This window comes from Pseudomonas sp. 10(2024) (assembly GCF_045164175.1).
Taxonomy (GTDB): domain Bacteria; phylum Pseudomonadota; class Gammaproteobacteria; order Pseudomonadales; family Pseudomonadaceae; genus Aquipseudomonas; species Aquipseudomonas alloputida.
Genome location: NZ_CP174006.1, coordinates 241,267 through 267,701 on the forward strand (window position 1 = coordinate 241,267; position 26,435 = coordinate 267,701).

A 26,435-nucleotide genomic window follows, 5' to 3' on the forward strand; every position below is an offset into this window, starting at 1 on the left:
GCCAAAAGGAAACAAACCATGACTATCAAAGCCATCAACGTTCGCAACCAGTTCAAAGGTACTGTGAAAGAAATCCTCGAAGGCCCGGTACTGTCGGAAATCGACGTGCAGACGGCTTCGGGTATCGTCACTTCGGTGATTACCACCCGTTCCGTGCGGGAGCTGGAGTTGCAGGTGGGCAGTGAAGTGATTGCCTTTGTGAAGTCGACCGAAGTGTCCATCGCCAAGCTGTGATGCGGCGGTTTGATATTGGGGCTGCTTTGCAGCCCTTCGCGGGCACGCCCGCTCCCACAGGTACTTCGCAAGCTCCAGGGTGCGCGCGGGCTCTGTGGGAGCGGGCTTGCCCGCGAAGGGCCGCCAAGCGGCCCCAGATTTCTCAGCTGGAACGCTTGGCCAGAAACGGCGGCAGATACAACCCCAGATACGCTTCGAACACCCGCTTGCCTTCCTCGGCCATGCGCGGGGTGATCGCCTCGTGCAGCTGCACCGACCGTGCATACACCCGGTCGCTCAACTCCATGGCCAGGGCAAACACATCCACATCCGGTGGCATCACCGGCAGGTGAAAATGCTGGTCGAACAACTTGTGCATCAAGTCGCCCAGTTCCATGTCGTGCTGCCGGTCGGCCTGCACTACCTCGCTCAGGCCATGCTGCGCCAGGATCAACTGCCGCGCCGCGGCATCCTCGTGATAGATATCAAGCATGCGTTGTTCGATCAGCCGTGACAGTTCGTGCCAGGTGCTGAACGTGCTGCTGTCGATCGGAGCGCTCAGGGCTTCGCGAAACGCCCGGTGCACATCTGCAGTAAGTGCCTCCAGCAAGGCGGGCACGCTGGCGAAGAAGTGATACACCGACGAAGGCGGAATCTGCGCCCGCTCGGCCACGCTGTAGATAGAAAGAGCTGCCACCCCTTGTTCGGCCAACAGCTCACGCGCAGCCGCCAGGATCGCCTCGATCCTGGCCTGGCTGCTGGCGCGCGGTTTGCGCGGGGTGGTGGTGCGGTTCATCAACTGCTGATTGCCAGGATGCTGGCCTGGTAGGCGCCGACGAACAGGTCGAAGTCACCGACTTCGTCTTGCTCCAGCTCGGACTGCCTGGCGAGCGACTCGCGGGCCAGCGTCTCGAATGCTTGCTGCTTTTCGTTGCTCAGCGGTTGCTCGCGGAAAGTCTCGGCGTGCACACGGCTCTGGCGCAGCGAGAACTGGACGAAGCTCTCGTCATGCTCGGTCATGCGTGCCAGCACCTGGGCCGACGGGGTCAGCGAGGTGTCGTCGACCTTGGCCTGCTGCGCATCCAGGGCCTTGGCGTGCTCATCAGAGCCTTGCGCCTGGTCGAGCAGATTGGCCAATTGGCGGATACGCTCGATCAGCTCGCTGGCCCAGTCTTTCAGGCTGATCGGCTGGCCATTGCGGTGCAACTCCAGGCCCGGACGACGGCCTTCCTTGACCACGGTCAGGAAGTTGCTGGTGCACTGGCCGCACTCACCGTTGTCCAGTTGCGGGCTGTCTTCCAGCGCGCAGAACAGCAGGAATGCGTCGAGGAAGCGCGCCTCGGTGAGGTCGATACCGACCGGCAGGAACGGGTTGATGTCCAGGCAGCGCACTTCCACATACTGCACACCCCGCGAGGTCAGGGCCTGGATCGGCCGCTCGCCGGTGTAGGTGACACGCTTGGGGCGGATGTTCGAGTAGTACTCGTTTTCGATCTGCAGAATGTTGGTGTTCAGCTGAACCCACTCACCATCCACATGCGTGCCGATTTCAACGTAAGGCGGGTAGGGCGTGCCAACGGCCTTGCGCAGGCTGTCGGTGTAGCTGGCCAGGTTGTTGTAGCAGGGCGTAAGACCGGCCTGGGCGTTGCTCTGGTAACCCAGGTCGCTCATGCGCAGGCTGGTGGCATAAGGCAGGAACAGGGTTTCGGCATCCAGCTCTTCGAGCTGGTGCGGGCGGCCACGCAGGAAGCCTTTGTCCAGGGCCGGCGAGGCGCCGAACAGGTACATCAGCAGCCAGCTGTAGCGGCGGAAGTTACGAATCAGCGCGATGTAGGCCGACGACTGGTAGTCGCGGTCATTTTCCGTACTGCCTTCGGCTTCGCGCAGCAGTGGCCAAAGCGCTTCGGGCAGCGAGAAATTGTAATGAATACCGGCGATGCACTGCATGGTGCGGCCGTAACGCAGGGCCAGGCCCTTGCGGTAGACGTGTTTGAGCTTGCCGATGTTCGAGCTGCCGTACTCGGCGATCGGGATATCCTCCTCGGCCGGCAGCGTGCACGGCATCGACGGGCTCCACAGGTATTCGTCGCCCAGCTTGCTGTAGACGAAACGGTGGGTCTCTTCGAGGCTTTCGAGCACCTTGGCCGGGTCGGCCAGCGCTGGGGTGATGAACTCCAGCAGCGACTCGGAATAATCGGTGGTGATCTGCTCGTTGGTCAGCGCCGATCCCAGTGCTTCCGGATGCGGGGTCTGGGCCAGGCGACCTTCATCGGTCACGCGCAGGCATTCGCGCTCAATACCGTGCAGGCACTGCTTGAGCAGGGGGAGATTGGCGCCGAGCAGGCTCAGGCGGCGGTTGAGGAGTTCGCTCAAGATGTATTCCTTCACGCGTCAGTCGCCCCAATATGGGGGTAGAGATAACGGTCTACAAGGGTAGGAAGAAAGGAACTGGCGTTGTCGCCTGGTTTACGCGGTTCCAGCAGTGCCAGCGCACTGCTGAAAATACCGCAGATACTGCTTGGTGAGCTAGAGAACCGCGAAGGTTCCTTGCGCTTTGGCCACCAGCTTGTCGCCCTGAACTACGTCGGCGTCGACCACCAGGGTGCGCCGCCCGGCGTGCAGCACACGGGCGGTGCACAGCACTTCGCCGTCGCTGACGGCACGCATGTAGTTGATCTTGCACTCAATGGTGACGCTTTGCTGGTCAAAGCCATGGCTGGCCGAGCAAGCCAGGCCCATGGCGATGTCCACCAGGCTGAAGATCGCCCCGCCGTGCAGCTTCTGGCCACGGTTGCGCAACTGTGGCTCGAGCGCCAGGGCTACCTCGGCAACACCGGTGTCCAGGTGTTGCAGGCGGCAGCCCAGCAGCTGGCTGAAGGCGCTTTCGACGTATTCGCGAGGTACGTCCATTACTTCTTCTTCAGTTGCTTGGCATTGGCGAACAGGGCGGCCATGGCGTTGTTGGCCGGGGCTGCGGTGGCGGTTTCGCGCTGACGCGGTGCCTGCGGCTGGCGATTGCCGCCATTGCCACGATTACCACCGCGGTTGCCTTCGACCTTCTCGCCCGGGGTGTCGCTCATGCGCATGGACAGGCCGACGCGTTTGCGCGGGATGTCCACTTCCATGACCTTGACCTTGACCACATCGCCGGCCTTGACCGCCTCACGCGGGTCTTTGACGAACTTCTCCGACAGTGCCGAGATATGCACCAGGCCGTCCTGGTGCACGCCGATGTCGACGAAGGCACCGAAGTTGGTAACGTTGGTCACCACGCCTTCGAGGATCATGCCCGGTTCCAGGTCCTTGAGGTCTTCGACGCCTTCCTGGAAGGTGGCGGTCTTGAACTCCGGACGTGGGTCGCGGCCGGGCTTGTCCAGCTCTTGCAGGATGTCGGTGACGGTTGGCAGGCCGAAGGTTTCATCGGTGAACTTTTTCGGGTCCAGGCGCTTGAGGAAGCTGCTGTCACCAATCAGCGAGCGGATGTCGCGGTCGGTATCGGCAGCAATGCGCTGCACCAGCGGGTAGGCCTCAGGGTGTACCGCAGAGGCGTCCAGCGGGTTGTCGCCGTTCATCACGCGCAGGAAGCCGGCGGCCTGCTCGAAGGTTTTCTCACCCAGGCGGCTGACCTTTTTCAGCGCTGCACGGGTGGCAAACGGGCCATTGGCATCGCGGTGGGCGACGATGTTCTGTGCCAGTGTGGCATTGAGGCCGGAGATGCGCGTCAGCAGCGCCACCGAAGCGGTGTTCACGTCCACGCCCACGGCGTTCACACAGTCCTCGACTACCGCGTCCAGGCCACGTGCCAGTTTCAGTTGGGACACGTCGTGCTGGTACTGGCCGACACCGATGGATTTCGGATCGATCTTCACCAGTTCGGCCAGCGGATCCTGCAGGCGGCGGGCGATCGACACGGCGCCGCGGATCGACACGTCCAGGTCCGGGAACTCGCGGGCGGCCAGTTCCGATGCCGAGTACACCGACGCACCGGCTTCGGAAACCATGATCTTGGTGATTTTCAGGGCGGGATATTTCTTGACCAACTCGGTCACCAGCTTGTCGCTTTCGCGGCTGGCGGTGCCGTTGCCGATGGCGATCAGCTCCACCGAGTGTTTGGCGCACAGTGCGGCCATGATGGAAATGGTGCGGTCCCAGTCGTTCTTCGGCGCGTGCGGGTAGACCGTGGTGTGGTCCAGCAGCTTGCCGGTTGCGTCGACCACGGCGATCTTGCAGCCGGTGCGCAGGCCCGGGTCGAAGCCCAGGGTGGCGCGCGGGCCGGCCGGGGCGGCCAGCAGCAGATCGTGCAGGTTGTGGGCGAACACGTTGATCGCCTCGCCTTCGGCACTGTCGCGCAGCTCGCCGAACAGGTCGGTTTCCAGGTGGGTGTACAGCTTGACCTTCCAGGTCCAGCGCACCACTTCACCCAGCCACTTGTCGGCCGGCCGGCTGCGGTTCTCGATGCCGACGTGGTTGCCGATCATCAGCTCGCACGGGTGCAGGGTGCCGGGCAGCTCTTCGCCGACCTTCAGCGAGACGCTCAACACGCCTTCGTTGCGCCCGCGGAAGATCGCCAGGGCCCGGTGCGATGGCGCCGTGCGCAGCAGCTCGTCATGAGCGAAATAGTCGCGGAACTTGGCGCCTTCTTCTTCCTTGCCGGCCACGACGCGGGCGCTGAGCACGGCTTCCTGCTTGAGGTAGCTGCGCAGCTTGTCGAGCAGGGCGGCGTCTTCGGCAAAGCGCTCCATCAGGATGTACTTGGCGCCTTCCAGCGCGGCCTTGACGTCGGCCACGCCCTTTTCGGCGTTGACGAAGCGTGCGGCTTCGCTTTCCGGGACCAGGGTCGGGTCGTTGAACAGGCCATCGGCCAGTTCGCCAAGGCCGGCTTCCAGGGCGATCTGGCCCTTGGTGCGGCGCTTCTGCTTGTACGGCAGGTACAGGTCTTCGAGGCGGGTCTTGGTGTCGGCCAGCTTGATCTCGCGGGCCAGTTCCGGGGTCAGCTTGCCCTGTTCCTCGATGCTGGAAAGGATGCTGGCGCGGCGCTCGTCGAGTTCGCGCAAGTAGCGCAGGCGCTCTTCCAGGTGGCGCAACTGAGTGTCGTCAAGGCTACCGGTCACTTCCTTGCGATAGCGGGCGATGAAGGGCACGGTCGAGCCTTCGTCCAACAGGCTCACGGCCGCCTCGACCTGCTGCGGGCGTACGCCCAGTTCCTCGGCGATACGGCTGTTGATGCTGTCCATGTAAACCACCTGACATTTGTGAATACGGGGGTCGCCTGTGGGCTTTTTGCCCGGCGGCGCTGGATGAAAGCCGCGCATTATACCCATCGCAAACGGCTTGCGGTGATGGCGCCCGGCCAGCCAGAACTGGCGCCGGGGGAAAAATCTGCTAACAATGCTCACGCAACGTGCAGCAATGGCTACGCCATAATGCGCGGCGATATCAGAGGAGTTATTCATGACCGGCACGCCAAACACCGCTGAAGGTGACAAGATTCTCATCGTCGACGACGATCCGGGGCTTAGCAGCCTGCTGGAACGTTTCTTCACCAGCAAAGGCTACCGTGCCCGTGCGGTGCCCAACACCGAGCAGATGGATCGCCTGCTGCAGCGCGAGGTGTTCAACCTGGTGGTGCTCGACCTGATGCTGCCAGGCGAGGATGGCCTGTCCGCCTGCAAGCGCCTGCGCCAGCAGAACAACCAGATCCCGATCATCATGCTGACCGCCAAGGGCGACGAGCTCAGCCGCATCAAGGGCCTGGAGCTGGGCGCCGACGACTACCTGGGCAAGCCGTTCAACCCGGACGAACTGATGGCCCGGGTCAAGGCGGTGCTGCGTCGCCAGGCTCCGAGCGTGCCGGGAGCGCCGGGCAGCGAGGACGAGTCGGTCACCTTCGGCGACTATGAGCTGTCGCTGGCCACCCGCGAGCTCAAGCGTGGCAACGAAGTGCACATGCTCACCACCGGCGAGTTCGCTGTGCTCAAGGCTCTGGTGATGCACGCCCGCGAGCCGTTGACCCGCGACAAGCTGATGAACCTGGCGCGCGGCCGCGAATGGGATGCGCTGGAGCGCTCCATCGACGTGCAGATTTCGCGCCTGCGTCGCATGATCGAGCCGGACCCGTCCAAGCCGCGTTACATCCAGACCGTCTGGGGCGTGGGCTACGTGTTCGTACCGGACGGAAACGCCGGAAAATGATGCCTGGACGTCGATGAAAACACCGCTCTGGTTTCCGCAAAGTTTCTTCGCCCGCACCCTGTGGCTGGTGTTGATCGTCGTTCTGTTCTCCAAGGCGCTGACCCTGGTCTACCTGCTGATGAACGAGGACGTGCTGGTCGACCGTCAGTACAGCCATGGTGTGGCGCTGACCTTGCGCGCCTATTGGGCCGCCGACGAAGAAGACCGCGACAAGATCGCCGAGGCGGCAGGTCTTATCCGGGTGACCGGCTCGGGTGTGCCCGAAGGCGAGCAGCATTGGCCCTACAGTGAAATCTACCAACGGCAGATGCAGGCCGAACTGGGTGACGACACCGAAGTGCGCCTGCGCATCCATGCACCGCCCGCGTTGTGGGTCAATGCGCCAAGCCTGGGTCCGGGTTGGCTGAAAGTGCCGCTGTACCCGCATCCATTGCGTGGGCAGAAGATCTGGAACGTGCTGGGCTGGTTCCTGGCCATTGGCTTGTTGTCCACCGCCTCGGCGTGGATTTTTGTGCGTCAGCTCAACCAGCCGCTCAAACGCTTGGTGTTCGCCGCCCGCCAGCTTGGCCAGGGGCGCAGTGTGCGCCTGCCGATCAGCGATACCCCCAGCGAGATGACCGAGGTGTACAAGGCGTTCAACCAGATGGCCGAGGATGTCGAGCAGGCCGGGCGCGAGCGTGAGTTGATGCTGGCCGGGGTTTCCCACGACTTGCGCACGCCACTGACGCGTCTGCGTCTGTCGCTGTCCTTGCTGAACAGCGACAACGAGCTGAGCGATGACATGGTTCGCGATATCGAGGACATGGACGCGATTCTCGATCAGTTCCTGGCCTTCATCCGCGATGGCCGTGACGAGCCGGTGGAAGAGGTCGACCTTGCTGACCTGGTGCGTGAGGTGGTGGCTCCGTACAACCAGCCGGTAGAGCGTGTGCGCCTGTGTCTGGAGCCGATTCCACCGTTCCCGCTGCGCCGGGTTTCGCTCAAGCGCATGCTGGGTAACCTGATCGGCAACGCCCTGCACCATGCTGGCAAGGGGGTCGAGGTGGCTGCCTATGTGTCAGGTGACGAGAGTGCGCCGTATGTGGTGCTCAGTGTGCTGGACCGGGGCACCGGTATTGACGAGTCGGAGCTGGAAACCATCTTCAACCCGTTCATTCGCGGTGACCGGGCACGGGGCGGCAAGGGCACCGGGCTGGGGCTGGCGATCGTCAAGCGGATTGCTGCGCAACATGGCGGGAACGTGGAGTTGCGTAACCGGTCTGGCGGCGGGATCGAGGCGCGGGTCAGGTTACCGCTGGGGCTGCTGCTGCCGCGTAATGCTGTGTGAGACTCACTGGCCTCTTCACGGCTAAAGCCGCACCTACAGGGATTGCGCAGTACCTGTGGCAGCGGCTTGGCCGCGAAGCGGCGGGTACAGGCTTGAATTAGCCTTTGCCCTTGGTCCGGGTCTGATTGGGCCCGCCATTCTTCTCCAGATGCTCGATGATCATCCCGGCGACGTTCTTGCCGGTGGTGACTTCGATGCCCTCCAGCCCTGGCGACGAGTTTACCTCCATCACCAACGGCCCGTGGTTGGAGCGCAGGATATCCACACCCGCCACGCTCAACCCCATCACCTTGGCCGCCCGAATGGCGGTGATGCGCTCTTCAGGGGTGATTTTTATCAGGCTGGCGACGCCACCCCGGTGCAGGTTGGAGCGGAACTCGCCTGGTTTGGCCTGACGCTTCATCGAAGCAATCACTTTGTCGCCTACCACGAAGCACCGGATATCTGCGCCACCGGCCTCCTTGATGTACTCCTGCACCATGATGTTCTGCTTGAGGCCCATGAACGCTTCGATCACCGACTCGGCCGCCTGGGGCGTTTCGCACAGCACCACGCCAATGCCCTGGGTGCCTTCCAGTACCTTGATCACCAGCGGGGCACCGTTGACCATCTGGATCAGGTCGGGGATATCGTCCGGCGAGTGGGCGAAACCGGTGATCGGCAGGCCTATGCCGCGCCGCGACAACAGTTGCAACGAGCGCAGCTTGTCGCGCGAGCGGGCAATGGCTACCGACTCGTTGAGCGGGTATACGCCCATCATTTCGAATTGGCGCAGCACCGCGCAGCCATAGAACGTAACCGAAGCACCTATGCGCGGGATCACTGCATCGAAGCCTTCCAGCGGCTTGCCGCGGTAGTGGATCTGCGGCTTGTGGCTGGCAATGTTCATGTAGGCCCGCAGGGTATCGATCACCACCATTTCGTGGCCACGCTGGGTACCGGCTTCGACCAGGCGGCGGGTGGAATACAGACGCGGATTGCGCGACAGCACAGCGATCTTCATGCAGCACCTGTGACAGGGGAAAGGGTGGCCGGGAAGGCCGGTTTGTCTTGTACGTATTTCAGGCCTGGGTTCACTACCAGCTGGCCGTGTATCAGGGCCTTGGAGCCAAGCAACAGGCGGTAGCGCATGTTCTTGCGGCAGGCCAGGGTGAACTCCACCTCCCACACACCATCACCCAGCGCCAGTGACGTGCGGATGACGTAGCGGGTCTGGGCGTGGCCGTTGGAGCTCTTGATGGTTTTCATCGTCACCAACGGTGCCTCGCAGCGGCGGTGGCGCAACTGCACCACCGAGCCCAGGTGCGCAGTGAAGCGAACCCAGGGCTGGCCGTCGCGCTCGAAGGGTTCCACTTCGGTGGCATGCAGGCTCGACGTGCTGGCACCGGTGTCGATCTTGGCGCGCAGCCCGGCCACGCCGAGGTCAGGCAGGGCGACCCACTCGCGCAGGCCGATCACAGTCAAATGGTCAAATGTCTTCACGAAGCGCACCCTGCGAATGAGGTGGTGAACTTTAAGCACGGCGGGGACTTTTTGCATCCGTATGTGAAGGTAGTACAGTTCGATGAAAGACAGAATCCGAGGTAACGGGATGGCACAAAAAGCCGAAGACGACGACAAGGTTCGCCTGGACAAATGGCTGTGGGCGGCGCGCTTCTACAAGACGCGAGCGCTGGCCAAGGCGGCGATCGAGAGTGGCAAGGTGCATTGCCGGGGCGAGCGTTGCAAGCCGGGCAAGGAGCCGCGGGTGGGCGACGAGTTCGTGCTGCGTACCGGCTTCGATGAGCGCACGGTGGTGGTGAAGGCGCTGTCGGTGGTGCGTCGTGGTGCCCCAGAGGCGCAGGCGTTGTACGAGGAAACCGAAGAAAGTGTGCGTCGCCGTGAACAGGCGGCTGAGATGCGTAAGGCCGGGGCCATGGGCGTGACCACCGATGGCCGGCCGACCAAGAAGCAGCGGCGGCAGATTCATCAGCTGCATGGAAGTTACGATTGAATGGGGCTGCTGCGCAGCCCCAAAAATCTAGCGCAACACCGCCATTCGTCCGACCAACGGTAACGTGGACAGCAGCTTGAACAACGGCGCTGTCCAGCGCATCAACGCCTCGCTGCCTTTGGCCGCCAGCGGCGTGTAGTAGCTCCAGCCCAGCGCCAGTACGGCCATCAGCAAGCCGCCGATGTAGTCGTCCTGCCCCCAGTGGGCACCGGCCACCAGGCGCGGCAGCATGAACAGCGCTGCGAGCCCCCAGACCACCAGGTATTGCGCAAGGCCGCGGCTGAACACGCTCATGAACAGCGCCCAGATCAACAGCACCGAGGCGTGATCACCCGGAAAACTCTTGCTGGAGCGGTCCTTGAGTTCCCAGGCAGCCTCCAGGTTCGGGTAATAGTCACTCAGGTGCACGACGTCGTCGAAGATCATCGATGGACTCTTGTGTTGCCACCCGGCTGCATCCACCCACTTGGAAAACAGCGCGCGAATCACCACTAAGAGGAGTAGCGTGACCAGAAAGCCGAAAAATGCCTGGCGAACCTGAGCAGCCTTGAACACCCAGTCACCACGAATGAGCACTGCCAGCAGGATCAGGCCGACGACGATGTCGAACGGGCGTAGGCTGCCGATGGTCCAGATGTAGCGCCAGGTGGTGCTATCGGCCAGCGGCGCGTTCAGGCTGCGGAACAGCCACTCGTCGAAAGTCAGGCACAGGATCTGGCCAAAAGGCCATAACCAGAAACACAGTAGAGCGATGGGAAGCAGCGTACAGGCTGCCAATGGCCCCCAGGACCACCTTGCTTGGAACAGTGGTCGATTGTCCATAAAATACCTCTATTGCAAACAGGAATCGGAGCGCCTTGTAAGCGCTCTGTCACGGGTTCTCGCCGGTTTTCGACAACCCTTGTAACCATTTTGTCATCATTTTTTAGATAGCCGAAACCTATGAGCGATTTGCCTGATACCGATTTCACCCAACGTTTCATCTTCGACGAGCGCGATGTGCGCGGCGAGTGGGTGTCTCTCGATGACAGCTACGCTGCGGTGTTGGCGCGTCATGAGTACCCCCAGCCGGTCAAGGTGCTGCTCGGCGAGTTGATGGCCGCCACCGCCTTGCTGGTGGGTGCGATGAAGTTCGATGGCCTGCTGATTCTGCAGGCGCGTTCGGCCGGGCCGATTCCGCTGCTGATGGTGGAATGTTCCAGTGAGCGCGAGATTCGTGGCATGGCCCGCTACGAAGCGGACCAGATTCCGGCTGGTGCCACCCTGTCGCAGCTGATGCCCGACGGCCACCTGACCCTGACCATCGACCCGGTCAAGGGCCAGCGCTACCAGGGGACCGTCGACCTCGATGGCGCCAACCTGTCTGAATGTTTCACCAACTACTTCGTCCAGTCGCAGCAGCTCAATACCCGTTTCTGGCTCAATGCCGAAGGCGGCAAGGCCCGTGGGCTATTGCTGCAGCAACTGCCACGTGATCGCCAGCCGGATGATGAAGAGCGCGAAGACAGCTGGCAGCATGTGGTCGCCCTGGCCAAGACGCTCAAGCCTGAAGAGTGGACAGAGGGCAACGAAACCCTGCTGCACCGCCTGTATCACGAAGACGCCGTGCGCCTGTTCGATATCCAGCCACTGCGCTTCAATTGCAGCTGTTCGCGGGAACGCTCCGGCAATGCGCTGGTCAGTCTGGGCGAGCACGACGCCAAGGCGCTGGTGGACGAATGTGGCGGGACGGTAGAGATCGATTGCCAGTTCTGCAACGAGCGCTACTTCTTCGATGCCAGCGATGTGGCGCAATTGTTTGCGGGTGGCGGTACTGACGTGGCCTCAGAAACTCGTCACTGAAACGTTAAATCACAGGATAATCTCCTGTCGAATTGCGCAAAAGCGCAGTTCTGACAGGAGGGGCCTACTTTTTTTGGGCGTTTCTGGCATAATCCGGCCACTTTTTTCGCTGTAGTAGTTTTTTCAAGACAACTACAAAACGTTTGGAGCACTCGGCCTCGGGCCGGATGGGGTATCTCATGACGCAAGCCAACAACACCGTGTACACCGACCTGAGCGTCGATGAGCTGGTAAAAGAAGCGCTGCAACGCGGTGAAGGCGTACTAGCCGATACTGGCGCACTGGTCGTGGAGACTGGTCACCGTACCGGCCGTTCGCCGGCTGACCGTTTCATCGTCGAAGAACCTTCCACCCAGGACGCCATTTCCTGGGGCCCGATCAACCGCAAGTTCCCGGCCGACAAGTTCGATGCCCTGTGGGCTCGCGTCGAGGCGTTCAACAACGCCCAGGATCACTTCGTTTCCTATGTTCACGTAGGGGCCGCAGCCGAGCACTACCTGCCGGTGAAGATGACCACCCAGACTGCCTGGCAGAACCTGTTCGGTCGTTGCCTGTTCATCAACCCGGAGCAGTTCAACCCGGCTGGCCGCGACCAGTGGCAGATCCTCAACGTCGCCAACTTCGTGTGCGAGCCTGAGCGTGACGGCACCAACTCCGACGGTTGCGTGATCATCAACTTCGCCCAGAAGAAAGTGCTGATCGCTGGCATGCGCTACGCCGGCGAAATGAAGAAAGCCATGTTCTCGGTGCAGAACTTCCTGCTGCCGGCTGCCGACGTACTGCCTATGCACTGCGCGGCCAACATCGGCGAAGAAGGCGATGTGACCTTGTTCTTCGGCCTGTCCGGCACTGGCAAGACTACCCTTTCGGCTGACGAAAGCCGTTACCTGATCGGTGACGACGAGCACGGTTGGGGCGAAGGCGTTGTCTTCAACATGGAAGGCGGCTGCTACGCCAAGTGCATCGACCTGTCCGAGAAGAACGAGCCGGTCATCTGGAAAGCCATCAAGCACGGCGCAGTACTGGAAAACGTCGTTCTCGACGCCAACAAGCACGCCGACTACACCGATGTCAGCCTGACTCAGAACAGCCGTGCGGCCTATCCGTTGGAGCACGTTGCCAAGCGTTCGGAAGCGAACCTGGGCGGCGAGCCTAACGCAGTGATCTTCCTCACCTGCGACCTGACAGGTGTTCTGCCTCCGGTTTCGATCCTGAACAACGAGCAGGCGGCCTACCACTTCCTGTCCGGTTACACCGCGCTGGTCGGTTCCACTGAAATGGGTTCGGGCGGCGGCATCAAGTCGACCTTCTCCACCTGCTTCGGCGCACCGTTCTTCCCGCGTCCGGCTGGCGAGTACGCCGAGCTGCTGATCAAGCGTATCAACGGCTTCAACTCCAAGGTCTACCTGGTCAACACCGGCTGGACCGGTGGTGGCTACGGCGTTGGCAAGCGCTTCAGCATCCCCACCACCCGTGCCGTGATCGCTGCAATCCAGAGCGGCGCACTGGTCGGTGCCGAAACCGAGCACCTGGACATCATCAACCTGGACGTGCCGAAGGCCGTTCCGGGCGTTGAAACCGAACTGCTCAACCCGCGCACCAACTGGGCTGACAAAGCGGCCTACGACGAGGCTGCCAAAGGTCTGGCCAAGCTGTTCATCGAAAACTTCAAGAAGTTCGAAGTTTCCGACGCCATCAAGGCCGCTGGCCCGCAGCTGTAAGCCGAGCTCAGCCGCAACGAGAAAGCCGCCCCCAGGGGTAATGCCAGTCAGTTAAGCTGACTGGCATTTTTCATTTTCGGGTGGGGTACTTCGCTGGACGTTGCTTCACCGTTCGCGGAAACCATCGGTCAGGCCGTCGATGTGGCAAGACATATTGTGCCGCCGAAGCCTGCAGATCCGACAAAAATCCCGGCAAATTTCCGGGGTGGTTCAAGGATGTGCCATGCAGCAAGCCCAGTATTGCCCAGCTACAGGCAGTAAAACTCATCTCGCATGGGTACACACCAGGGCACTGTCGAGACATTTGCACCATCTGATAACGCAACAGGTTGTAGCCCAGCAGTACGCCCCATAGCTCTTGCGCAATCATCTCCGGCGTCTTGCTTCTCAGCGTATATTCACCACCTAAAAGCCCTTGCTTGATCTCTCGATATCCCAGTTCGATTTCCCAACGCTGACTGTAAAGGTCGACGATCTCATCACCCGGGAAACGCAGCGGATCGACCATTGAGGTCAGTACGCTCACCACCTTGCCTTTAATCGTCTTGCTTAACAGCCGTGCTCGAGTCTCCAGCGGCAGGCCGGGCCATTGCTTACGGGCTTGTGGCGAGGTGCGCAGAATGACTACGGCATCGTTGCGCCCAAGCTTGTGCTCGACTTCGTACTGGCTACCCTTCTTCAAAGGAATAAGCCAATGACGCTGCTCGCCTTGTGATTGCCAGTGATGCAGCAAACCCAACGAGTAGAAACCTTTATCGAACAGGGTCAGCGAGTGATCAGGCGTGGTAGCGATCAACTGTTCGGCCAGCTTCATTTCGCTACTGTGATAGCTCTCGAAAGTACTGCTTATCAGCAGATGGCTAGTCAGTTCCATCTGGCAGACCATTCGGACTTGAGGGTAACTGCCATCGCCATGCTGATTGGTCGCGCCGCCGTAGCACGCCCGATTTTCTGCGGTGTCGGGGGTATTCCAGACGACGCCATCCACACCCAAAAGTGTTAACCCCAACCATTGAGGGTGTTGGACTTCTGCATGCCATCGCTGCTGGGTGAGCGAAAACACCTCGCGAACCGCTTCGCTACCCAGCCGTTGCCGTCCCTGAACAACAGCGCTGGGCGCCACCAGCGGTCGCTTGCCCGGCAGCATGATGTCCATGTGATTCACGACATCCCAAGCCGACATCCGGCGGAACAACGCCATGCCGATGATGCACCAGACCAGGCTTTCCAACGGCAACCGGCGCTTGCGTATAGTCGAGACACCTGCCGTTTCGAAGGCCTGTTTCACAATGTCTGGATCAAGCAAGGCTCCAAGCCCTTCGAGGGCATGTGGCCGCGATGCCATTTCATGAGTGAGGGACAGGGCTTTTGACAGGCGCATAAAAAATCCGATGCTCGTTTCCAAGCATCGGATTTTGCGGCCTATGGGCTAAAGGTCAATGCGTCAGTCTTAACTGACTGGCATTACCCCTAGGGGCGGCTTTTTTGTGGGTTCGGGTTTTCCCGCGAAAGGGCCGGACCTGCTGACCAATTTCCACCCGTGGTTCACCGTCGCAGCCGCCATCGTATTCGCGGGTAAACCCGCTCCTACACACTGATCGGTGGTAGGCGCAGGCCGTCGTGTAGGAGCGGGTTTACCCGCGAAAGGGCCGGACCTGCTGGCCAATTTCCACCCGTGGTTCACCGTCGCAGCCGCCATCGTATTCGCGGGTAAACCCGCTCCTACACTCGGTGGTGGGCGCAGGCTGTTGTAGGAGCGGGTTTACCCGCGAAAGGGCCGGACCTGCTGACCAATTTCCACCCGTGGTTCACTGTCGCAGCCGCCATCGTATTCGCGGGTAAACCCGTTCCTACACACTGATCGGTGGTGGGCGCAGGCCGTCGTGTAGGAGCGGGTTTACCCGCGAAAGGGCCGGACCTGCTGACCAATTTCCACCCGTGCTTCACCGTCGCAGCCGCCATCGTATTCGCGGGTAAACCCGCGCCTACACACCATCGGTGGTGGGCGCAGGCCGTTGCAGGAGCTGGCTTGCCCGCGAAGGGGCCCGCATAGGCAGCGAAATTCTGGTTTTTCTGTTTCACTGTCAGCATCCATTGCGTAGACAAGAGCCAGCCAGATGACCGAAGCCCCTCAGCGCACTGCCTTCTCCCACTTCCACCCGATCCTTACCCGCCCCCAGGATAACGACCTGAACGGCCACATTGCCGGTGCAACGGTGCACGGTTTCTTCGAAACCGCGATACAGGCGTTTCTCGTCGAGCAGGCGGAACTGGACCTGCGGCACGGTGAACTGGCCGCCTTCGTGGTCAGTTCAGCTTCGGATTTCTACGCGCTACCGGGCTTCCCGGATTTGTTGGAAGTGGGGTTGGGAGTGACGCGTCTGGCGGGCAGCACGGTAGAGTACCGGCTGGCGCTGTACCGTCCGGGCGAGCCGGACGCGTGCGCGGCAGGTACGGTGGTGCAGGTGTTCATCGAGCGCGCCAGTGGCCGGCCTGTAGCGTTGCCAGAGGCGCTGCAGGTGATCCTGTCCGGCCTTGTGCTGGAGCGACAGGCATAAAAAACCCCGCTGGCAGGGGCGGGGTTTTGTTGCCGGGGCAGGGCCCCAGGCGTTAGTCGCGCCAGTGGCGCTTGTGCTTGCGGTGGCCGTAGTGGCGGCCACGGTCCCAGTGACGACGGTCGTCGTCGTAACCGCGACGATAGCGGCGGCCATCGCGGTAATCGTCTTTGTCGGCCTCTTTGCCCAGGTAGTTACCCAGCGCACCACCGGCACCACCGCCGGCTGCCGCGCCAATGTAGCTACCCGTGGTGCCGCCCACGGAGCGACCGACCACGTTACCACCTGCGGCGCCCAGCGCGCCGCCGATAGCGGCTTCACCACGCTGGCGTTTGTCTGCGCCCAGAGCGCCACCTGCCGCACCGCCCAGACCGGCACCAATGGCGCCGCCGGTGCTGCCACCGATGGAGTTGCCCACCACTGAGCCCAGTACCCCACCCAATGCGCCGCCAATGCCGGCTTCGGTGGTGCCGCCTGCCATGGCAACGCCGCTGAGCAAGCTGAAAGACAACAACAGAATCGAGGAGTACTTCTTCATCAAGAGAGCCTCATAGGGATGACGAGGCGAATTTGAGGCTAAGAGGCGTGGCTGGCAACGGAAATCCGACGAGTAACACGAGTTGTACACAATTCTCTAACTTGCTGTATTTACTATGAAACTTTATCGTTTTCAGGCTGTCTGAGACCTTTATGACAAAGCCCTGAGCCGCCACGGAACAGGGCTTTTTTCATTTTTACAGAATGCGCCCGTCGTCGCGCGCGCGCTCCAGCTTGATAGCAATGAACTTCGATGTTGGCGTATGGCTACCAACGCCAATGCTCTCCAGTGGCACCAGCGGGTTCACCTCCGGGTAATACGCCGCTGCCTGCCCGGCAGGGATGTCGAAGGCCAGCAGGGTAAAGCCTTGCACCCGGCGCACATGTTCATCCCCCCACAGCGAAACGATGTCGACCTTCTGCCCCGGCTGGAAGCCCAGGCGGATGATGTCGGCCTCGTTGGCGAACAGCACCTCGCGCTGGCCGCGCACGCCGCGGTAGCGGTCGTCCAGGCCATAGATAGTGGTGTTGTACTGATCGTGCGAGCGCATCGATTGCATGATCAAGTCTGGCAACTGGCCGCTGGCGCGTACGCGTTCGTCAAGCAGCGTGTCGGGCAGCAGGTTGGCCTTGAAGTTGGCGCGGCCGGTGCTGGTCGCCCATTCGCGGCTGGCCGCGCTGTTGCCTAGATAGAAGCCACCCGGATTACGCAGGCGCTGGTTGAAGCCGCTGAAACCGGCAATGGTGTCGCCGATCAGGTCGCGGATGCGGTCGTAGTCGGCCACCAGCCAGTGCCAGTCCACCGGTTGTTTGCCCAGCGTGGCGGCGGCGATGCCGGCGATCACCGCAGGCTCCGAGCGCATTTGCGTCGACAGCGGCTTAAGCTGGCCGTTGGAGGCGTGGACCATGCTGAACGAGTCTTCAACCGTGACTGCCTGCGGCCCTTCGGCCTGCAGGTCGATGTCGGTGCGGCCCAGGCACGGCAGGATCAGTGCCTGCTTGCCATGGACCAGGTGGCTACGGTTGAGCTTGGTGCTGATGTGCACGGTCAGCTCGCAGTTGCGCAGCGCCTGGGCGGTACGCTCGGTGTCGGGTGTGGCCTGGGCGAAGTTGCCGCCCAAGCCGATGAAAACCTTGGCCCGGCCATCGAGCATCGCGTGAATGGCTTCGACGGTGTTATGGCCATTGCGCCGCGGCACAGGGAAGCCAAAGCGCTTTTCGATGGCATCCAGCAGCGCCTCTGGCGGGCGCTCGTTGATGCCCATGGTGCGGTCACCCTGCACGTTGCTGTGGCCACGCACCGGGCACAGGCCGGCACCGGGCACGCCGATGTTGCCACGCAGCATCTGCAGGTTGACGATTTCCTGAATGGTCGGCACCGAATGACGGTGTTGGGTGATGCCCATCGCCCAGCACATGATCACCCGCTTGCCACGGCAGTACATACGCGCGGCCAGTTCGATATCGGCCAAGGTGAGGCCGGACTGTGCCTGGATGTGCGACCACGGCGTGGCGTCCACCACGGCCAGGTACTCATCGACGCCATGGCCATGTTCGGCGATGAAGGCGTGGTCGAATACGGCCGGTTCGCCGTTGGCCTGGGCTTCGCGTTCCCATTGCAGGACGAACTTGGCCATGCCGCGCAGCATCGCCATGTCGCCACCCAGGGCCGGGCGGAAGAAGGCGGTGTTGGTCGGGCGGTCACTGTTGGTCAGCATTTCCAGTGGGTTCTGGGGGTGCTGGAAGCGCTCCAGACCACGCTCCTTGAGCGGGTTGATGCACACCACCTGGGCGCCACGCTTTACCGCATCACGCAGTGGGTCGAGCATGCGCGGGTGATTGGTGCCGGGGTTCTGGCCCCAGACAAAAATGGCGTCGGCGTGCTCGAAGTCGTCGAAGGTGACTGTACCTTTGCCGACCCCGACGCTTTGCCCCAACGCCACGCCGCTGGCCTCATGGCACATGTTCGAGCAGTCAGGGAAGTTGTTGGTGCCGTAGGCGCGCACGAACAGTTGGTACAGGTACGCCGCTTCGTTGCTGGCACGTCCCGAGGTATAGAATTCGGCCTGGTCAGGGTTGGTCAGCTTGTTCAGTTCGCGGGCGATCAGGGCGAAGGCGGCATCCCAGCTGATCGGCAGGTAACGGTCGCTGGGAGCGTCATAGACCATCGGTTCGGTCAGACGCCCTTGGTACTCCAGCCAGTAGTCGCTTTGTTGCAGCAGCGAGGTGACGCTGTAACGGGCGAAGAAGGCAGCATCGACACGGCGCTTGGTAGCTTCCCAGTTCACCGCCTTGGCGCCGTTCTCGCAGAACTTGACCATGCCGCTTTCCGGCGAGTCCCCCCAGGCGCAGCCGGGGCAGTCGAAACCGCCGTTCTGGTTGGTCTTGAGCAGGGCGCGAATGTTCTTCAGCGCGTTATCGCTGCCGACCCAGGCCTTGGCCACGCTACGCAGTGCGCCCCAACCACCGGCGGGGCCGTGGTAGGGCTTGTAGCGAGGGGGGGAGGTTGGGGTGTTGTCCGGAAGTTGTTGGTACGAGGTCACGACTGTTACGACTCCGCCGCTGGGCTGTAGACCCGCGGTGCGCTGTGCTTGGGCAAGTGGATAAGGTTGAGGTTGTGCTTGCGCGCCCATTGCAGGGCAAGGCCGGTGGGCGCCGACAGGCTGACCAGGGTCTGGATGCCGGCACGCAGTACTTTCTGGATCAGCTCCAGGCTGCAGCGGCTGGTGACGATGGCCAGGCCACCCTGGGTGTCGATGCGTTGTCGCAGCAGCGCGCCGATCAGTTTGTCGAGGGCGTTGTGCCGGCCGATGTCTTCGCGGCCAAGCAGCAGTTCACCTTGGCGGTCCATGAACAATGCTGCATGCACGGCACCGCAATGCTGGCCCAGTGGCTGGAAGGCGTCGATGCGCTCGCGCAGGCCGACCAGCCACTGGGCCGGGGGCAGGGGCGCACCCGGCAACACGGCCAGATCCGGTAGTGCCTGCTCCAGGGCCTCGACCCCACACAGGCCGCAACCACTGGTGCCGGCCAGTTGGCGGCGCTGGTTTTTCAGGTTCCAGAACGCCCGGCTGGAGATTTCCAGGTCGGCGTACAGTGCCGAGCCGCTGCCGGAGAGCTTGAGGTCGTAGATTTCTGCGGTGCCTTCGACAATGCCGCTGCCGACGCTGAAACCGACGGCGAAGTCTTCCAGATCGGTAGGGCTGACCAGCATCACTGCCTGGTTGAGGCCGTTATAGACAATGGCCAGGGCCACTTCCTCGGCCAGCGGGGTGCTGTCGCGTTTGGCGTCGCTGAGCTGGACGTAATCGTAGGTGTTGCTGGCGGCGGGCATGGACAAGGGCGATGAGGCCGCGCAGACCGGAGGCTTGCTGTTCATCGGGGCGCTGAATACCGGCGGCTTTCTGATAGCACAAGCCTAGGCGCGTGGGCCGGCGGCGTCTAATCGCTAGGGTCTATGCCTTGATAGACCGCGTCGATTGGTAGCGCAGGGCGGAAGTGGTAAAGCTGACCTAGACTCCTGTGTCCAAGGTTTCGTCAACAAGGAGAGCGCAATGAGCCTGTTCAGTTTCGTGAAGGAAGCCGGCGAGAAGTTGATCGACCTGCTGACCCCTGGCAACGCCAATGCCGAGGAGCAGCTTAAGAAACACGTGGAAGCTGTTGGCCTGGGCAACCCTAACATCACCGCCACTGTAGAAGGAGACAAGATCATCCTCAAGGGTGAAGTGGCCAGCCAGGAAGAGAAGGAGAAGATTATCCTGACGGCGGGCAACATCAGCGGCGTGGCCAGTGTCGAGGACCAGATCACCGTGACCGGGCCGGTAGTCCAGGCGGCAAGGTTCGTCACAGTGAAATCGGGCGACACACTTTCAGCCATTGCCATGGTCGTGTATGGCAATGCCAATCAGTACAACAAGATTTTCGAGGCCAACAAGCCGATGCTCAAGCACCCGGACAAGATCTATCCGGGGCAGGTGCTGCGTATTCCTGACTGATCGCTGAAGTCTGTACCGGCCTCTTCGCGGGCGCGCCCGCTCCCACAGGTACAGCGCCAGCACTGAGTGGGAGCGGGCATGCCCGCGAATGGGGCCTTACAGGCCTTCCAGTAACGCCCGGTAATCCTCGACCGCTGCAAACTCTTCGGTATCGCGTGGTTGTGCCTGGCTATCCGGCTGGCGCACCGCCAGCAAGTGCCCCACACCAAACCGCCGTGCACTGCGCAGAATCGCCAGCGTGTCATCGATGAACAGGCTGCGTTCCGGTTCGAAGCCGATATCCGCCTGCAGGGCATCCCAGAACTGCGGGCTTTCCTTCGGGTAGCCATAGTCGTGCGAGCTGATCAGCCGCTCGAAGTACGGTGCCAGCTCCACCCGTTCCAGCTTCAGCGACAGCGAGTCACGGTGGGCATTGGTGATCATCACGACACGCTTGCCGGCCTGGCGAATCGCCGCCAGGAAGGTATCGGCATCCGGGCGCAGGGCAATCAGGTCGGCAATTTCCCGCTTCAGCTCGCGAATGGGCAGGCGTAGCTCGCGGCTCCAGAAGTCCAGGCAGTACCAGTTCAATGTGCCGGCATTGCGTTCGAACAGCGGTTGCAGCTCCATTTCCGCCATGGCCCGGCTTACACCGTGCAGCTCGGCATAGCGCTGGGGCAGGTGGTCCAGCCAGAAGCGGTTGTCGTAATGCAGGTCGAGCAGGGTGCCATCCATGTCCAGCAGGACGGTATCGATGGCAGACCAGGGAAGAACAGGCATGGGAAACTCTCGATCAGTCGGCAAGCCACGGTATAGTAACCCGTTCACGCCAAGGAGCCGCCCCATGCGCCAGAAACCCACCGTACTCAGCCGCGAAATTGTCGCCAGTAGCCGCCTGTTCCGCGTCGAAGCCGTACAGCTGCGCTTCAGCAATGGCGCCGAGCGCACCTATGAGCGTCTGGTGGGCCGGGGTAATGGCTACGGCGCGGTGATGATCGTGGCCATGCTCGATGCCGAGCACGCCGTGCTGGTGGAGGAGTACTGCGGTGGCACCGATGAATACGAGCTGTCGTTGCCCAAGGGCTTGATCGAGCCGGGCGAAGACGTGCTGGCGGCAGCCGACCGGGAGCTCAAGGAAGAAGCCGGTTTTGGCGCACACCAGCTGGAGCACCTGACGGAACTGTCGCTGTCGCCGGGCTACATGAGTCAGAAGATTCAGGTGGTGCTGGCCAGCGACCTGTACGAAGAGCGCCTGGAAGGCGACGAGCCCGAGCCGATGCGGGTCGACAAGGTCAACCTGCGTGAGTTGTCGGCCTTGGCCATGCATCCGCAGTTCACCGAGGGCCGCGCCCTGGCGGCGCTGTACCTGGCCCGTGACCTGCTGATTCAGCGGGGGTTGCTGGAGCTATGAACGACCTGCAACTGATGCACGAAGTGGTCAAGCTGGCACTGACGGCAGGCGAGGCAATCCTGCCATTCTGGCGCGCCGATATCGCGGTGACCAACAAGGCCGACGATTCGCCGGTTACCGCCGCCGACCTGGCGGCGCACCGGGTAATTGCCGATGGCCTGCTGGCGCTGGCGCCGCAGATTCCGGTGCTGTCCGAAGAGGACTGCAATATTTCGCTGGCCGAGCGGCAAAGCTGGAGCCGCTGGTGGCTGGTCGATCCGCTGGATGGCACCAAGGAGTTCATTGCCGGCAGTGAAGAGTTCACGGTCAACATCGCCCTGATCGAGAACGGCGACGTGGTGTTTGGTGTGGTGTCGATGCCGACCAATGGACGCTGCTACTTCGGTGGGCGCGGGATGGGGGCCTGGCGTGCAGATGCCGGCGAGGCAGCCCAGCTGATCCAAGTACGCAACGAACCCGCGCAGGGCGAGCGTTTTACCGTGGTGGCCAGCCGTCGGCATTCCAGCCCGGAGCAGGAAGCGCTGTTGGCCGGCCTTGGGGCTGCGGTGGGTGAGCTGGAGCTGGCCAATATCGGCAGTTCGTTGAAGTTCTGCCTGCTGGCTGAGGGCAGCGCAGACTGCTATCCGCGCCTGGCGCCGACTTCGCAGTGGGACACTGCTGCGGCGCAGGGTGTGGTGGAGGGGGCCGGTGGCGAAGTGATCGGGCTGGATGGCTTGCCGTTCCGGTATCCGCCGCGCGAGTCGCTGCTCAATCCGCATTTCCTGGCATTGCCTGCCAATGCTGCATGGCGCCAGGCCTTCCTGAACCTGATTTGACGGAGTCTCACCCTACCCTGTGGGAGCGGGCGAGCCCGCGAAGCAGGCACCGCGGTGCGGGGCACCGGCTTCGCCGGTGTTCGCGGGCCTGCCCGCTCCCACAGGTTTTGCGCCAGCCTTTGGGTTTTGTGCAGCGCAGTTGCTTTCAGCGGCTGCTGGGCTAGCGGTGCAAGACGTACTGGCCGCTGAACCTCACCGCCGGCTCGTCACTGCCGTCATTGCTCACGGTGGTTTCCAACGTCAACCGCGCCCGCCCACGGCGCTGGTACATGGCCAGGAATCGCTCCCAGGTCTTTTCGTCGGGCGCTGCACAACGCGCCACCGCCGTGCCGGTCACTGGCAACGGATAACTGATCTGCCCTTCCTGGATGACGATATGCCCGTCATCGATCCCCAGTTCACGCAGGCGCAGGTGCAGCCAGCCCCAACCCACCAGCACTGCTGCGCAGTACAGGCTGCCGCCGAACATGGTGCTTTTGTGGTTGACGTTGGCCGCCAGCGGCAGTTGCAGGCGCAGGGTGTGCTGCTGCCAATCGATCACTTCCAGGCCCATTTCGCGGGTCAGGGGGATGTCGGTGTGCAGTACGGACTGCAGGTACTGGCTATCGGTGCTCATTAACGGTTGTCCTCTTGATCGTCATGCCCGCCGCTGCCGCCGTCGAAGTTCAAGCCATGCTTGCGCAGCTTGTCGTGCAAGGTTTTGCGGGGGATACCCAGTGCTTCGGCCAGGCTCCGCATGGAGCCGTGTGGCTGGGCCAGTTCGGCGGCGATCAGCGAACGTTCGAATTGCTCGACCTGTTCGCTGAGGTTGCCGCTGAGCATGGGCGCTGCCGGCGCTGCTGCCGAGGGTGCCTGGCCATCCAGTGCCAGTTCCAGGCCAAGGGCGAAACGCTCGGCGGCGTTCTGTAGCTCGCGGACGTTGCCTGGCCAGTCATGACGCAGCAGCAGGGCGCGTTGCGCGGGTTGCAGCGCATGCGGCGACAGGCCATGACGTTGGCTGGCAGCATCGGCGAAATGCTGGAACAACACCAATATGTCGTCGCCGCGTTCACGCAGTGGCGGAATACGCAGCGGCGCCACGTTCAGGCGATAATACAGGTCTGCGCGGAAACGCCCTTGGTCGGCAGACTGACGCAGGTCTTCCTTGGTCGCGGCTATGATGCGGATGTCCAGCGGGATCAACTGGTTGCCGCCCAGGCGTTCGACCACTCGCTCCTGCAGCATGCGCAGCAACTTCACCTGTACATCCAGGCTCATGCTCTCGATTTCGTCGAGGAACAGCGTGCCGCCGTTGGCAAATTCGAACTTGCCGATACGGCGTTTCTGCGCGCCGGTGAACGCACCGGGCTCGTGCCCGAACAGTTCGCTTTCGACCACCGATTCGGCCAGCGCGCCGGCGTTGATCGCCACGAACGGCCCTTCGCTGCGGCTGGACAGGTCGTGCAGCGCGCGGGCCACCACCTCTTTGCCAGCGCCGGTTTCGCCCAGAATCAACACGTCGGCGCGGGTGCCGGCCAAGGCGCCGATCTGCTCGCGCAGGCGCAGCATGGCCGGTGAATGGCCGACCAGGCGGGTTGCCAGCTGCTGGCGGTCGCTCAGTGCCAGACGCAGGCTACGGTTGTCCAGCACCAGCCGGCGCAAAGCCAGGGCGCGGCGCACGCTGTCGAGCAGGGCATCTGTGGCAAAGGGTTTTTCCAGGAAGTCATAAGCCCCGGCGCGCATCGCCTGCACCGCCAGCGGCACATCGCCATGGCCGGTAATCAGCAGCACCGGCAGTTCGCTGTCGCGGCCGTGCAGTTGTTCCAGCAACTGCAGGCCATCGATGCCCGGCATGCGGATGTCGCTGACCACCACGCCGGGCCAGTCGGCCTCGATACGCTCGGCCAGGCCTTGGGCTTCGGCCAGGGCGACTACCTTGAGCCCGGCCAGGTCCAGGGTCTGGCTCAAGGCTTGGCGCAGGTGGGGGTCATCGTCCACCAGGATGACCTGGGCTCGGCTGTCGATCAGTGTCTCGGTGGTCATGCCGAGGGGTCCTCCGAATTGGGCAAAGTAGCGCCAGATGCGGCCACCCGCAGCTGGAGAGTCAGCATTGCGCCACCTTCCGGGTGGTTGGCCAGCAGCAGTTCACCGCCCAGGGCGCGCATCAGGCTTTCACAGATGGCCAGGCCCAGGCCCAGGCCCTGGGTGCGGGTCTTGGTGGTGAAGAACGGCTCCTTGGCATGCTCCAGGGCCTGGCGGCTGAAGCCGGGGCCGTTGTCACGGATGTACAGGTAGACGCAGTCATCACGTTGCTCGGCACTTAACCACAGGCGGCGCGGGTTGGCCTTTTCTGTCAGAGCGTCGAGGGCATTGGCCAGCAGGTTGCCTAGCACTTGGCGCAGGCGGGTTTCGCCGGCCTGTACCCACAAGGTGGCTTCCGGCAGGTCGCGGATCAGCTCTACGGCCATCGCCCGGCGGCGCTTGGCCAGCAGCGCCAGGGCATCGTCCAGAGCCGGCTGCAGGGCCACGCTCTCCGGGGCATGACGGTCACGACGGGCGAAGGCACGCAGGTGGGCAATGATCGAGGCCATGCGCCCGGTCAGCTCGCCGATCAGCTTGAGGTTGCCGCGGGCGTCTTCGGTACGTTGGTGGTCGAGCAGGATCTCGGCGTTTTCTGCGTAGCTGCGGATGGCGGCCAGGGGCTGGTTCAACTCATGGCTGATACTGGCCGACATGGTGCCGAGCACCGACAGCTTGCCGGCCTGCACCAGTTCGTCCTGTGCGCGCACTGCCTCCTGCTGAGCGTTTTCGCGCTCCAGCACGGCATTTTTCAGGCGGGTGTTCAGGCCTTCAAGGTCGGCGGTACGTTCGGCCACGCGCTTTTCCAGTTCCTGGCGGCCACGGGCTTCGAAGTCGATGCGGTCGATGTAATGGCGCCGCCGTTGCATCACCAGGCCTGCCAGCAACATCAGTACCAGCAGCGTACCGGCACCGATGGCCATTACCGTCTGCACCGAGCGATCAACCAGCGTGCGCGGGGCGAGGATGCTGACTTGCCAACCAGTTTCCTTGATGTCGCGGGTCTGGGTGATCCAGGCTTGCGGGTTGAGAACCAGCGGCTGTGGGGCCTGGGTCGGATAGGGCTGGATGGCGATGATGGCCTGGCGCTCGGCGTCGGTCAGCGTGCGGGTAGCACGGAAGCGCCAGTCGGGGCGCGAAGTCAGGATGACCACGCCATTGTGATCGGTCAGCAACAGCTGCTCGGGCGTACGGCCCCACAGGGTTTCGGTGTGGTCGAGATCGACTTTGACCACCAGCACGCCGACGATTCGCTCGCGGTCGCGCACGGCCGCGGCAAAGAAGTAGCCGCGCTTGGCCGAGGTGGTGCCCTGGCCGAAGAAGCGGCCAAGGTGGCCGGCCATGGCTTCGTTGAAGTAAGGGCGGAAGGCGAAGTTTCGGCCGACGAAGCTGTCGTGCTTGTCCCAGTTCGAGGCGGCCAAGGTGTTGCCGCTGACGTCCATCAGGTACATCACCTCGGCACCGGTCTTCTGCACGATATCCTTGAGCAGGCGGTTGGCGTTGGTCACCGCTTCCAGGCGGAAAGGGTCGGCCAGCACGCCACGCAGCGCCGGCAAGTCGCCGAGAATTTGCGGCAAGGTCTCGTAACGGTGCAGGGTGCCGAGCAGGTTGGCGACATACAGGTCGAGGGTCTGGCGGTTCTGCGAGGCCAGTTCTTCCTGGTAATAGCGTTCGGCCAAGTGATGCAGTGGCCATAGTAATGGGGCCAAGATCAGCGCCAGCAGGGCCAGGCTGCGCCAGCGGGGACGGCGTGGGGGCGTGGGCTTTGCAATCATCAGGTAAATGCGCCAGAAAAGT

Annotated in this window: 25 protein-coding genes; 10 read left to right on the plus strand and 15 right to left on the minus strand. The window is 62.5% G+C overall.

Features of this window, described 5'->3' with window-relative positions; all coding sequences use genetic code 11:
• Window positions 1-18: 18 nt before the first annotated feature.
• Window positions 19-234, plus strand: coding sequence for a molybdopterin-binding protein (locus ACI7M0_RS01015; RefSeq protein ID WP_003255829.1), 216 nt, complete (start codon window positions 19-21; stop codon window positions 232-234).
• Between the two features lie 142 nt (window positions 235-376).
• On the opposite strand, the gene ACI7M0_RS01020 is transcribed toward ACI7M0_RS01015, so the two are convergent.
• The 4 genes from ACI7M0_RS01020 to ACI7M0_RS01035 form a co-directional block, all read right to left on the minus strand.
• Window positions 377-1,009: a TetR/AcrR family transcriptional regulator gene (locus ACI7M0_RS01020; RefSeq protein WP_129932973.1), complete on the minus strand. Its 633-nt coding sequence runs from the start codon at window positions 1,007-1,009 to the stop codon at window positions 377-379.
• Window positions 1,009-2,586, minus strand: a complete 1,578-nt coding sequence (gshA, locus tag ACI7M0_RS01025) for a glutamate--cysteine ligase (RefSeq protein WP_371920362.1) — start codon at window positions 2,584-2,586, stop codon at window positions 1,009-1,011. The genes ACI7M0_RS01020 and gshA overlap by 1 nt, the downstream gene beginning before the upstream one ends.
• Before the next feature lie 153 nt (window positions 2,587-2,739).
• A complete protein-coding gene (locus tag ACI7M0_RS01030) occupies window positions 2,740-3,123 on the minus strand; it encodes a PaaI family thioesterase (protein ID WP_003255824.1) in 384 nt (127 codons plus the stop codon).
• Window positions 3,123-5,447 (minus strand): Tex family protein, encoded by a 2,325-nt coding sequence (locus ACI7M0_RS01035; RefSeq protein WP_020191053.1) that lies wholly within the window; start codon window positions 5,445-5,447, stop codon window positions 3,123-3,125. Before ACI7M0_RS01035 ends, ACI7M0_RS01030 begins: the two co-directional genes overlap by 1 nt.
• Window positions 5,448-5,664: 217 nt before the next feature.
• Between ACI7M0_RS01035 and ompR the strand changes: the two genes are divergently transcribed.
• Together ompR and ACI7M0_RS01045 are read left to right on the plus strand one after the other, a co-directional pair.
• Window positions 5,665-6,405, plus strand: a complete 741-nt coding sequence (gene ompR / locus ACI7M0_RS01040) for a two-component system response regulator OmpR (RefSeq protein WP_003255821.1) — start codon at window positions 5,665-5,667, stop codon at window positions 6,403-6,405.
• Between the two features lie 13 nt (window positions 6,406-6,418).
• Window positions 6,419-7,732 (plus strand): ATP-binding protein, encoded by a 1,314-nt coding sequence (locus ACI7M0_RS01045; protein WP_104960597.1) that lies wholly within the window; start codon window positions 6,419-6,421, stop codon window positions 7,730-7,732.
• Window positions 7,733-7,829: 97 nt separating this feature from the next.
• Here the strand turns inward: ACI7M0_RS01045 and rimK are convergent, their stop codons facing one another.
• Together rimK and ACI7M0_RS01055 are read right to left on the minus strand one after the other, a co-directional pair.
• Entirely contained in the window at window positions 7,830-8,735 is a 906-nt protein-coding gene (rimK, locus tag ACI7M0_RS01050; RefSeq protein ID WP_003255817.1) for a 30S ribosomal protein S6--L-glutamate ligase, read from the minus strand.
• Window positions 8,732-9,148, minus strand: a complete 417-nt coding sequence (locus tag ACI7M0_RS01055; protein WP_371321092.1) for an ATP-dependent zinc protease — start codon at window positions 9,146-9,148, stop codon at window positions 8,732-8,734. Before ACI7M0_RS01055 ends, rimK begins: the two co-directional genes overlap by 4 nt.
• Window positions 9,149-9,323: 175 nt before the next feature.
• On the opposite strand from ACI7M0_RS01055, the gene ACI7M0_RS01060 reads away from it, so the two are divergent.
• Window positions 9,324-9,725 carry an RNA-binding S4 domain-containing protein gene (locus ACI7M0_RS01060; protein ID WP_003255812.1) on the plus strand — a complete coding sequence of 134 codons (402 nt, stop codon included), beginning with the start codon at window positions 9,324-9,326 and terminating at the stop codon, window positions 9,723-9,725.
• 27 nt (window positions 9,726-9,752) lie between these two features.
• Here ACI7M0_RS01060 and ACI7M0_RS01065 read toward each other — a convergent pair whose 3' ends face one another.
• Complete coding sequence (locus ACI7M0_RS01065; protein ID WP_104886822.1) at window positions 9,753-10,547, minus strand: phosphatase PAP2 family protein; 795 nt, start codon at window positions 10,545-10,547, stop codon at window positions 9,753-9,755.
• A 120-nt stretch (window positions 10,548-10,667) separates the two neighbouring features.
• On the opposite strand from ACI7M0_RS01065, the gene hslO reads away from it, so the two are divergent.
• Entirely contained in the window at window positions 10,668-11,567 is a 900-nt protein-coding gene (gene hslO, locus ACI7M0_RS01070; RefSeq protein WP_020191055.1) for an Hsp33 family molecular chaperone HslO, read from the plus strand.
• Between the two features lie 179 nt (window positions 11,568-11,746).
• Window positions 11,747-13,288 (plus strand): phosphoenolpyruvate carboxykinase, encoded by a 1,542-nt coding sequence (locus ACI7M0_RS01075; RefSeq protein ID WP_003255806.1) that lies wholly within the window; start codon window positions 11,747-11,749, stop codon window positions 13,286-13,288.
• A 70-nt stretch (window positions 13,289-13,358) separates the two neighbouring features.
• Here the strand turns inward: ACI7M0_RS01075 and ACI7M0_RS01080 are convergent, their stop codons facing one another.
• Complete coding sequence (locus ACI7M0_RS01080) at window positions 13,359-14,669, minus strand: IS4 family transposase (RefSeq protein ID WP_104960600.1); 1,311 nt, start codon at window positions 14,667-14,669, stop codon at window positions 13,359-13,361.
• A gap of 736 nt (window positions 14,670-15,405) precedes the next feature.
• On the opposite strand from ACI7M0_RS01080, the gene ACI7M0_RS01085 reads away from it, so the two are divergent.
• Window positions 15,406-15,846, plus strand: coding sequence for a thioesterase family protein (locus tag ACI7M0_RS01085; protein ID WP_129933577.1), 441 nt, complete (start codon window positions 15,406-15,408; stop codon window positions 15,844-15,846).
• A 52-nt stretch (window positions 15,847-15,898) separates the two neighbouring features.
• Here the strand turns inward: ACI7M0_RS01085 and ACI7M0_RS01090 are convergent, their stop codons facing one another.
• From ACI7M0_RS01090 to fdhD, 3 genes are all read right to left on the minus strand, one after another.
• Entirely contained in the window at window positions 15,899-16,381 is a 483-nt protein-coding gene (locus ACI7M0_RS01090) for a glycine zipper domain-containing protein (RefSeq protein WP_104960602.1), read from the minus strand.
• A 196-nt stretch (window positions 16,382-16,577) separates the two neighbouring features.
• Window positions 16,578-18,923, minus strand: coding sequence for an FdhF/YdeP family oxidoreductase (locus ACI7M0_RS01095; protein WP_020190000.1), 2,346 nt, complete (start codon window positions 18,921-18,923; stop codon window positions 16,578-16,580).
• A gap of 5 nt (window positions 18,924-18,928) precedes the next feature.
• A complete protein-coding gene (fdhD, locus tag ACI7M0_RS01100; protein ID WP_010951628.1) occupies window positions 18,929-19,759 on the minus strand; it encodes a formate dehydrogenase accessory sulfurtransferase FdhD in 831 nt (276 codons plus the stop codon).
• A gap of 175 nt (window positions 19,760-19,934) precedes the next feature.
• Between fdhD and lysM the strand changes: the two genes are divergently transcribed.
• Complete coding sequence (gene lysM / locus ACI7M0_RS01105; RefSeq protein WP_129933575.1) at window positions 19,935-20,375, plus strand: peptidoglycan-binding protein LysM; 441 nt, start codon at window positions 19,935-19,937, stop codon at window positions 20,373-20,375.
• Between the two features lie 96 nt (window positions 20,376-20,471).
• Here the strand turns inward: lysM and yrfG are convergent, their stop codons facing one another.
• The gene (gene yrfG, locus ACI7M0_RS01110) at window positions 20,472-21,134 is read right to left on the minus strand and encodes a GMP/IMP nucleotidase (RefSeq protein ID WP_021782608.1); all 663 of its coding nucleotides are present in this window, start codon (window positions 21,132-21,134) and stop codon (window positions 20,472-20,474) included.
• A gap of 64 nt (window positions 21,135-21,198) precedes the next feature.
• On the opposite strand from yrfG, the gene nudE reads away from it, so the two are divergent.
• Together nudE and cysQ are read left to right on the plus strand one after the other, a co-directional pair.
• Window positions 21,199-21,765 (plus strand): ADP compounds hydrolase NudE, encoded by a 567-nt coding sequence (nudE, locus tag ACI7M0_RS01115; protein ID WP_104960604.1) that lies wholly within the window; start codon window positions 21,199-21,201, stop codon window positions 21,763-21,765.
• Entirely contained in the window at window positions 21,762-22,580 is an 819-nt protein-coding gene (gene cysQ / locus ACI7M0_RS01120; protein ID WP_129933573.1) for a 3'(2'),5'-bisphosphate nucleotidase CysQ, read from the plus strand. Before nudE ends, cysQ begins: the two co-directional genes overlap by 4 nt.
• A 160-nt stretch (window positions 22,581-22,740) precedes the next feature.
• Here cysQ and ACI7M0_RS01125 read toward each other — a convergent pair whose 3' ends face one another.
• The 3 genes from ACI7M0_RS01125 to ACI7M0_RS01135 are packed head-to-tail and all read right to left on the minus strand — an operon-like array spanning window position 22,741 to window position 26,413.
• Complete coding sequence (locus ACI7M0_RS01125; protein WP_129933571.1) at window positions 22,741-23,196, minus strand: YiiD C-terminal domain-containing protein; 456 nt, start codon at window positions 23,194-23,196, stop codon at window positions 22,741-22,743.
• The gene (locus tag ACI7M0_RS01130) at window positions 23,196-24,602 is read right to left on the minus strand and encodes a sigma-54 dependent transcriptional regulator (protein WP_010951633.1); all 1,407 of its coding nucleotides are present in this window, start codon (window positions 24,600-24,602) and stop codon (window positions 23,196-23,198) included. The genes ACI7M0_RS01125 and ACI7M0_RS01130 overlap by 1 nt, the downstream gene beginning before the upstream one ends.
• Window positions 24,599-26,413: an ATP-binding protein gene (locus tag ACI7M0_RS01135; RefSeq protein WP_010951634.1), complete on the minus strand. Its 1,815-nt coding sequence runs from the start codon at window positions 26,411-26,413 to the stop codon at window positions 24,599-24,601. Before ACI7M0_RS01135 ends, ACI7M0_RS01130 begins: the two co-directional genes overlap by 4 nt.
• Window positions 26,414-26,435 lie beyond the last annotated feature (22 nt).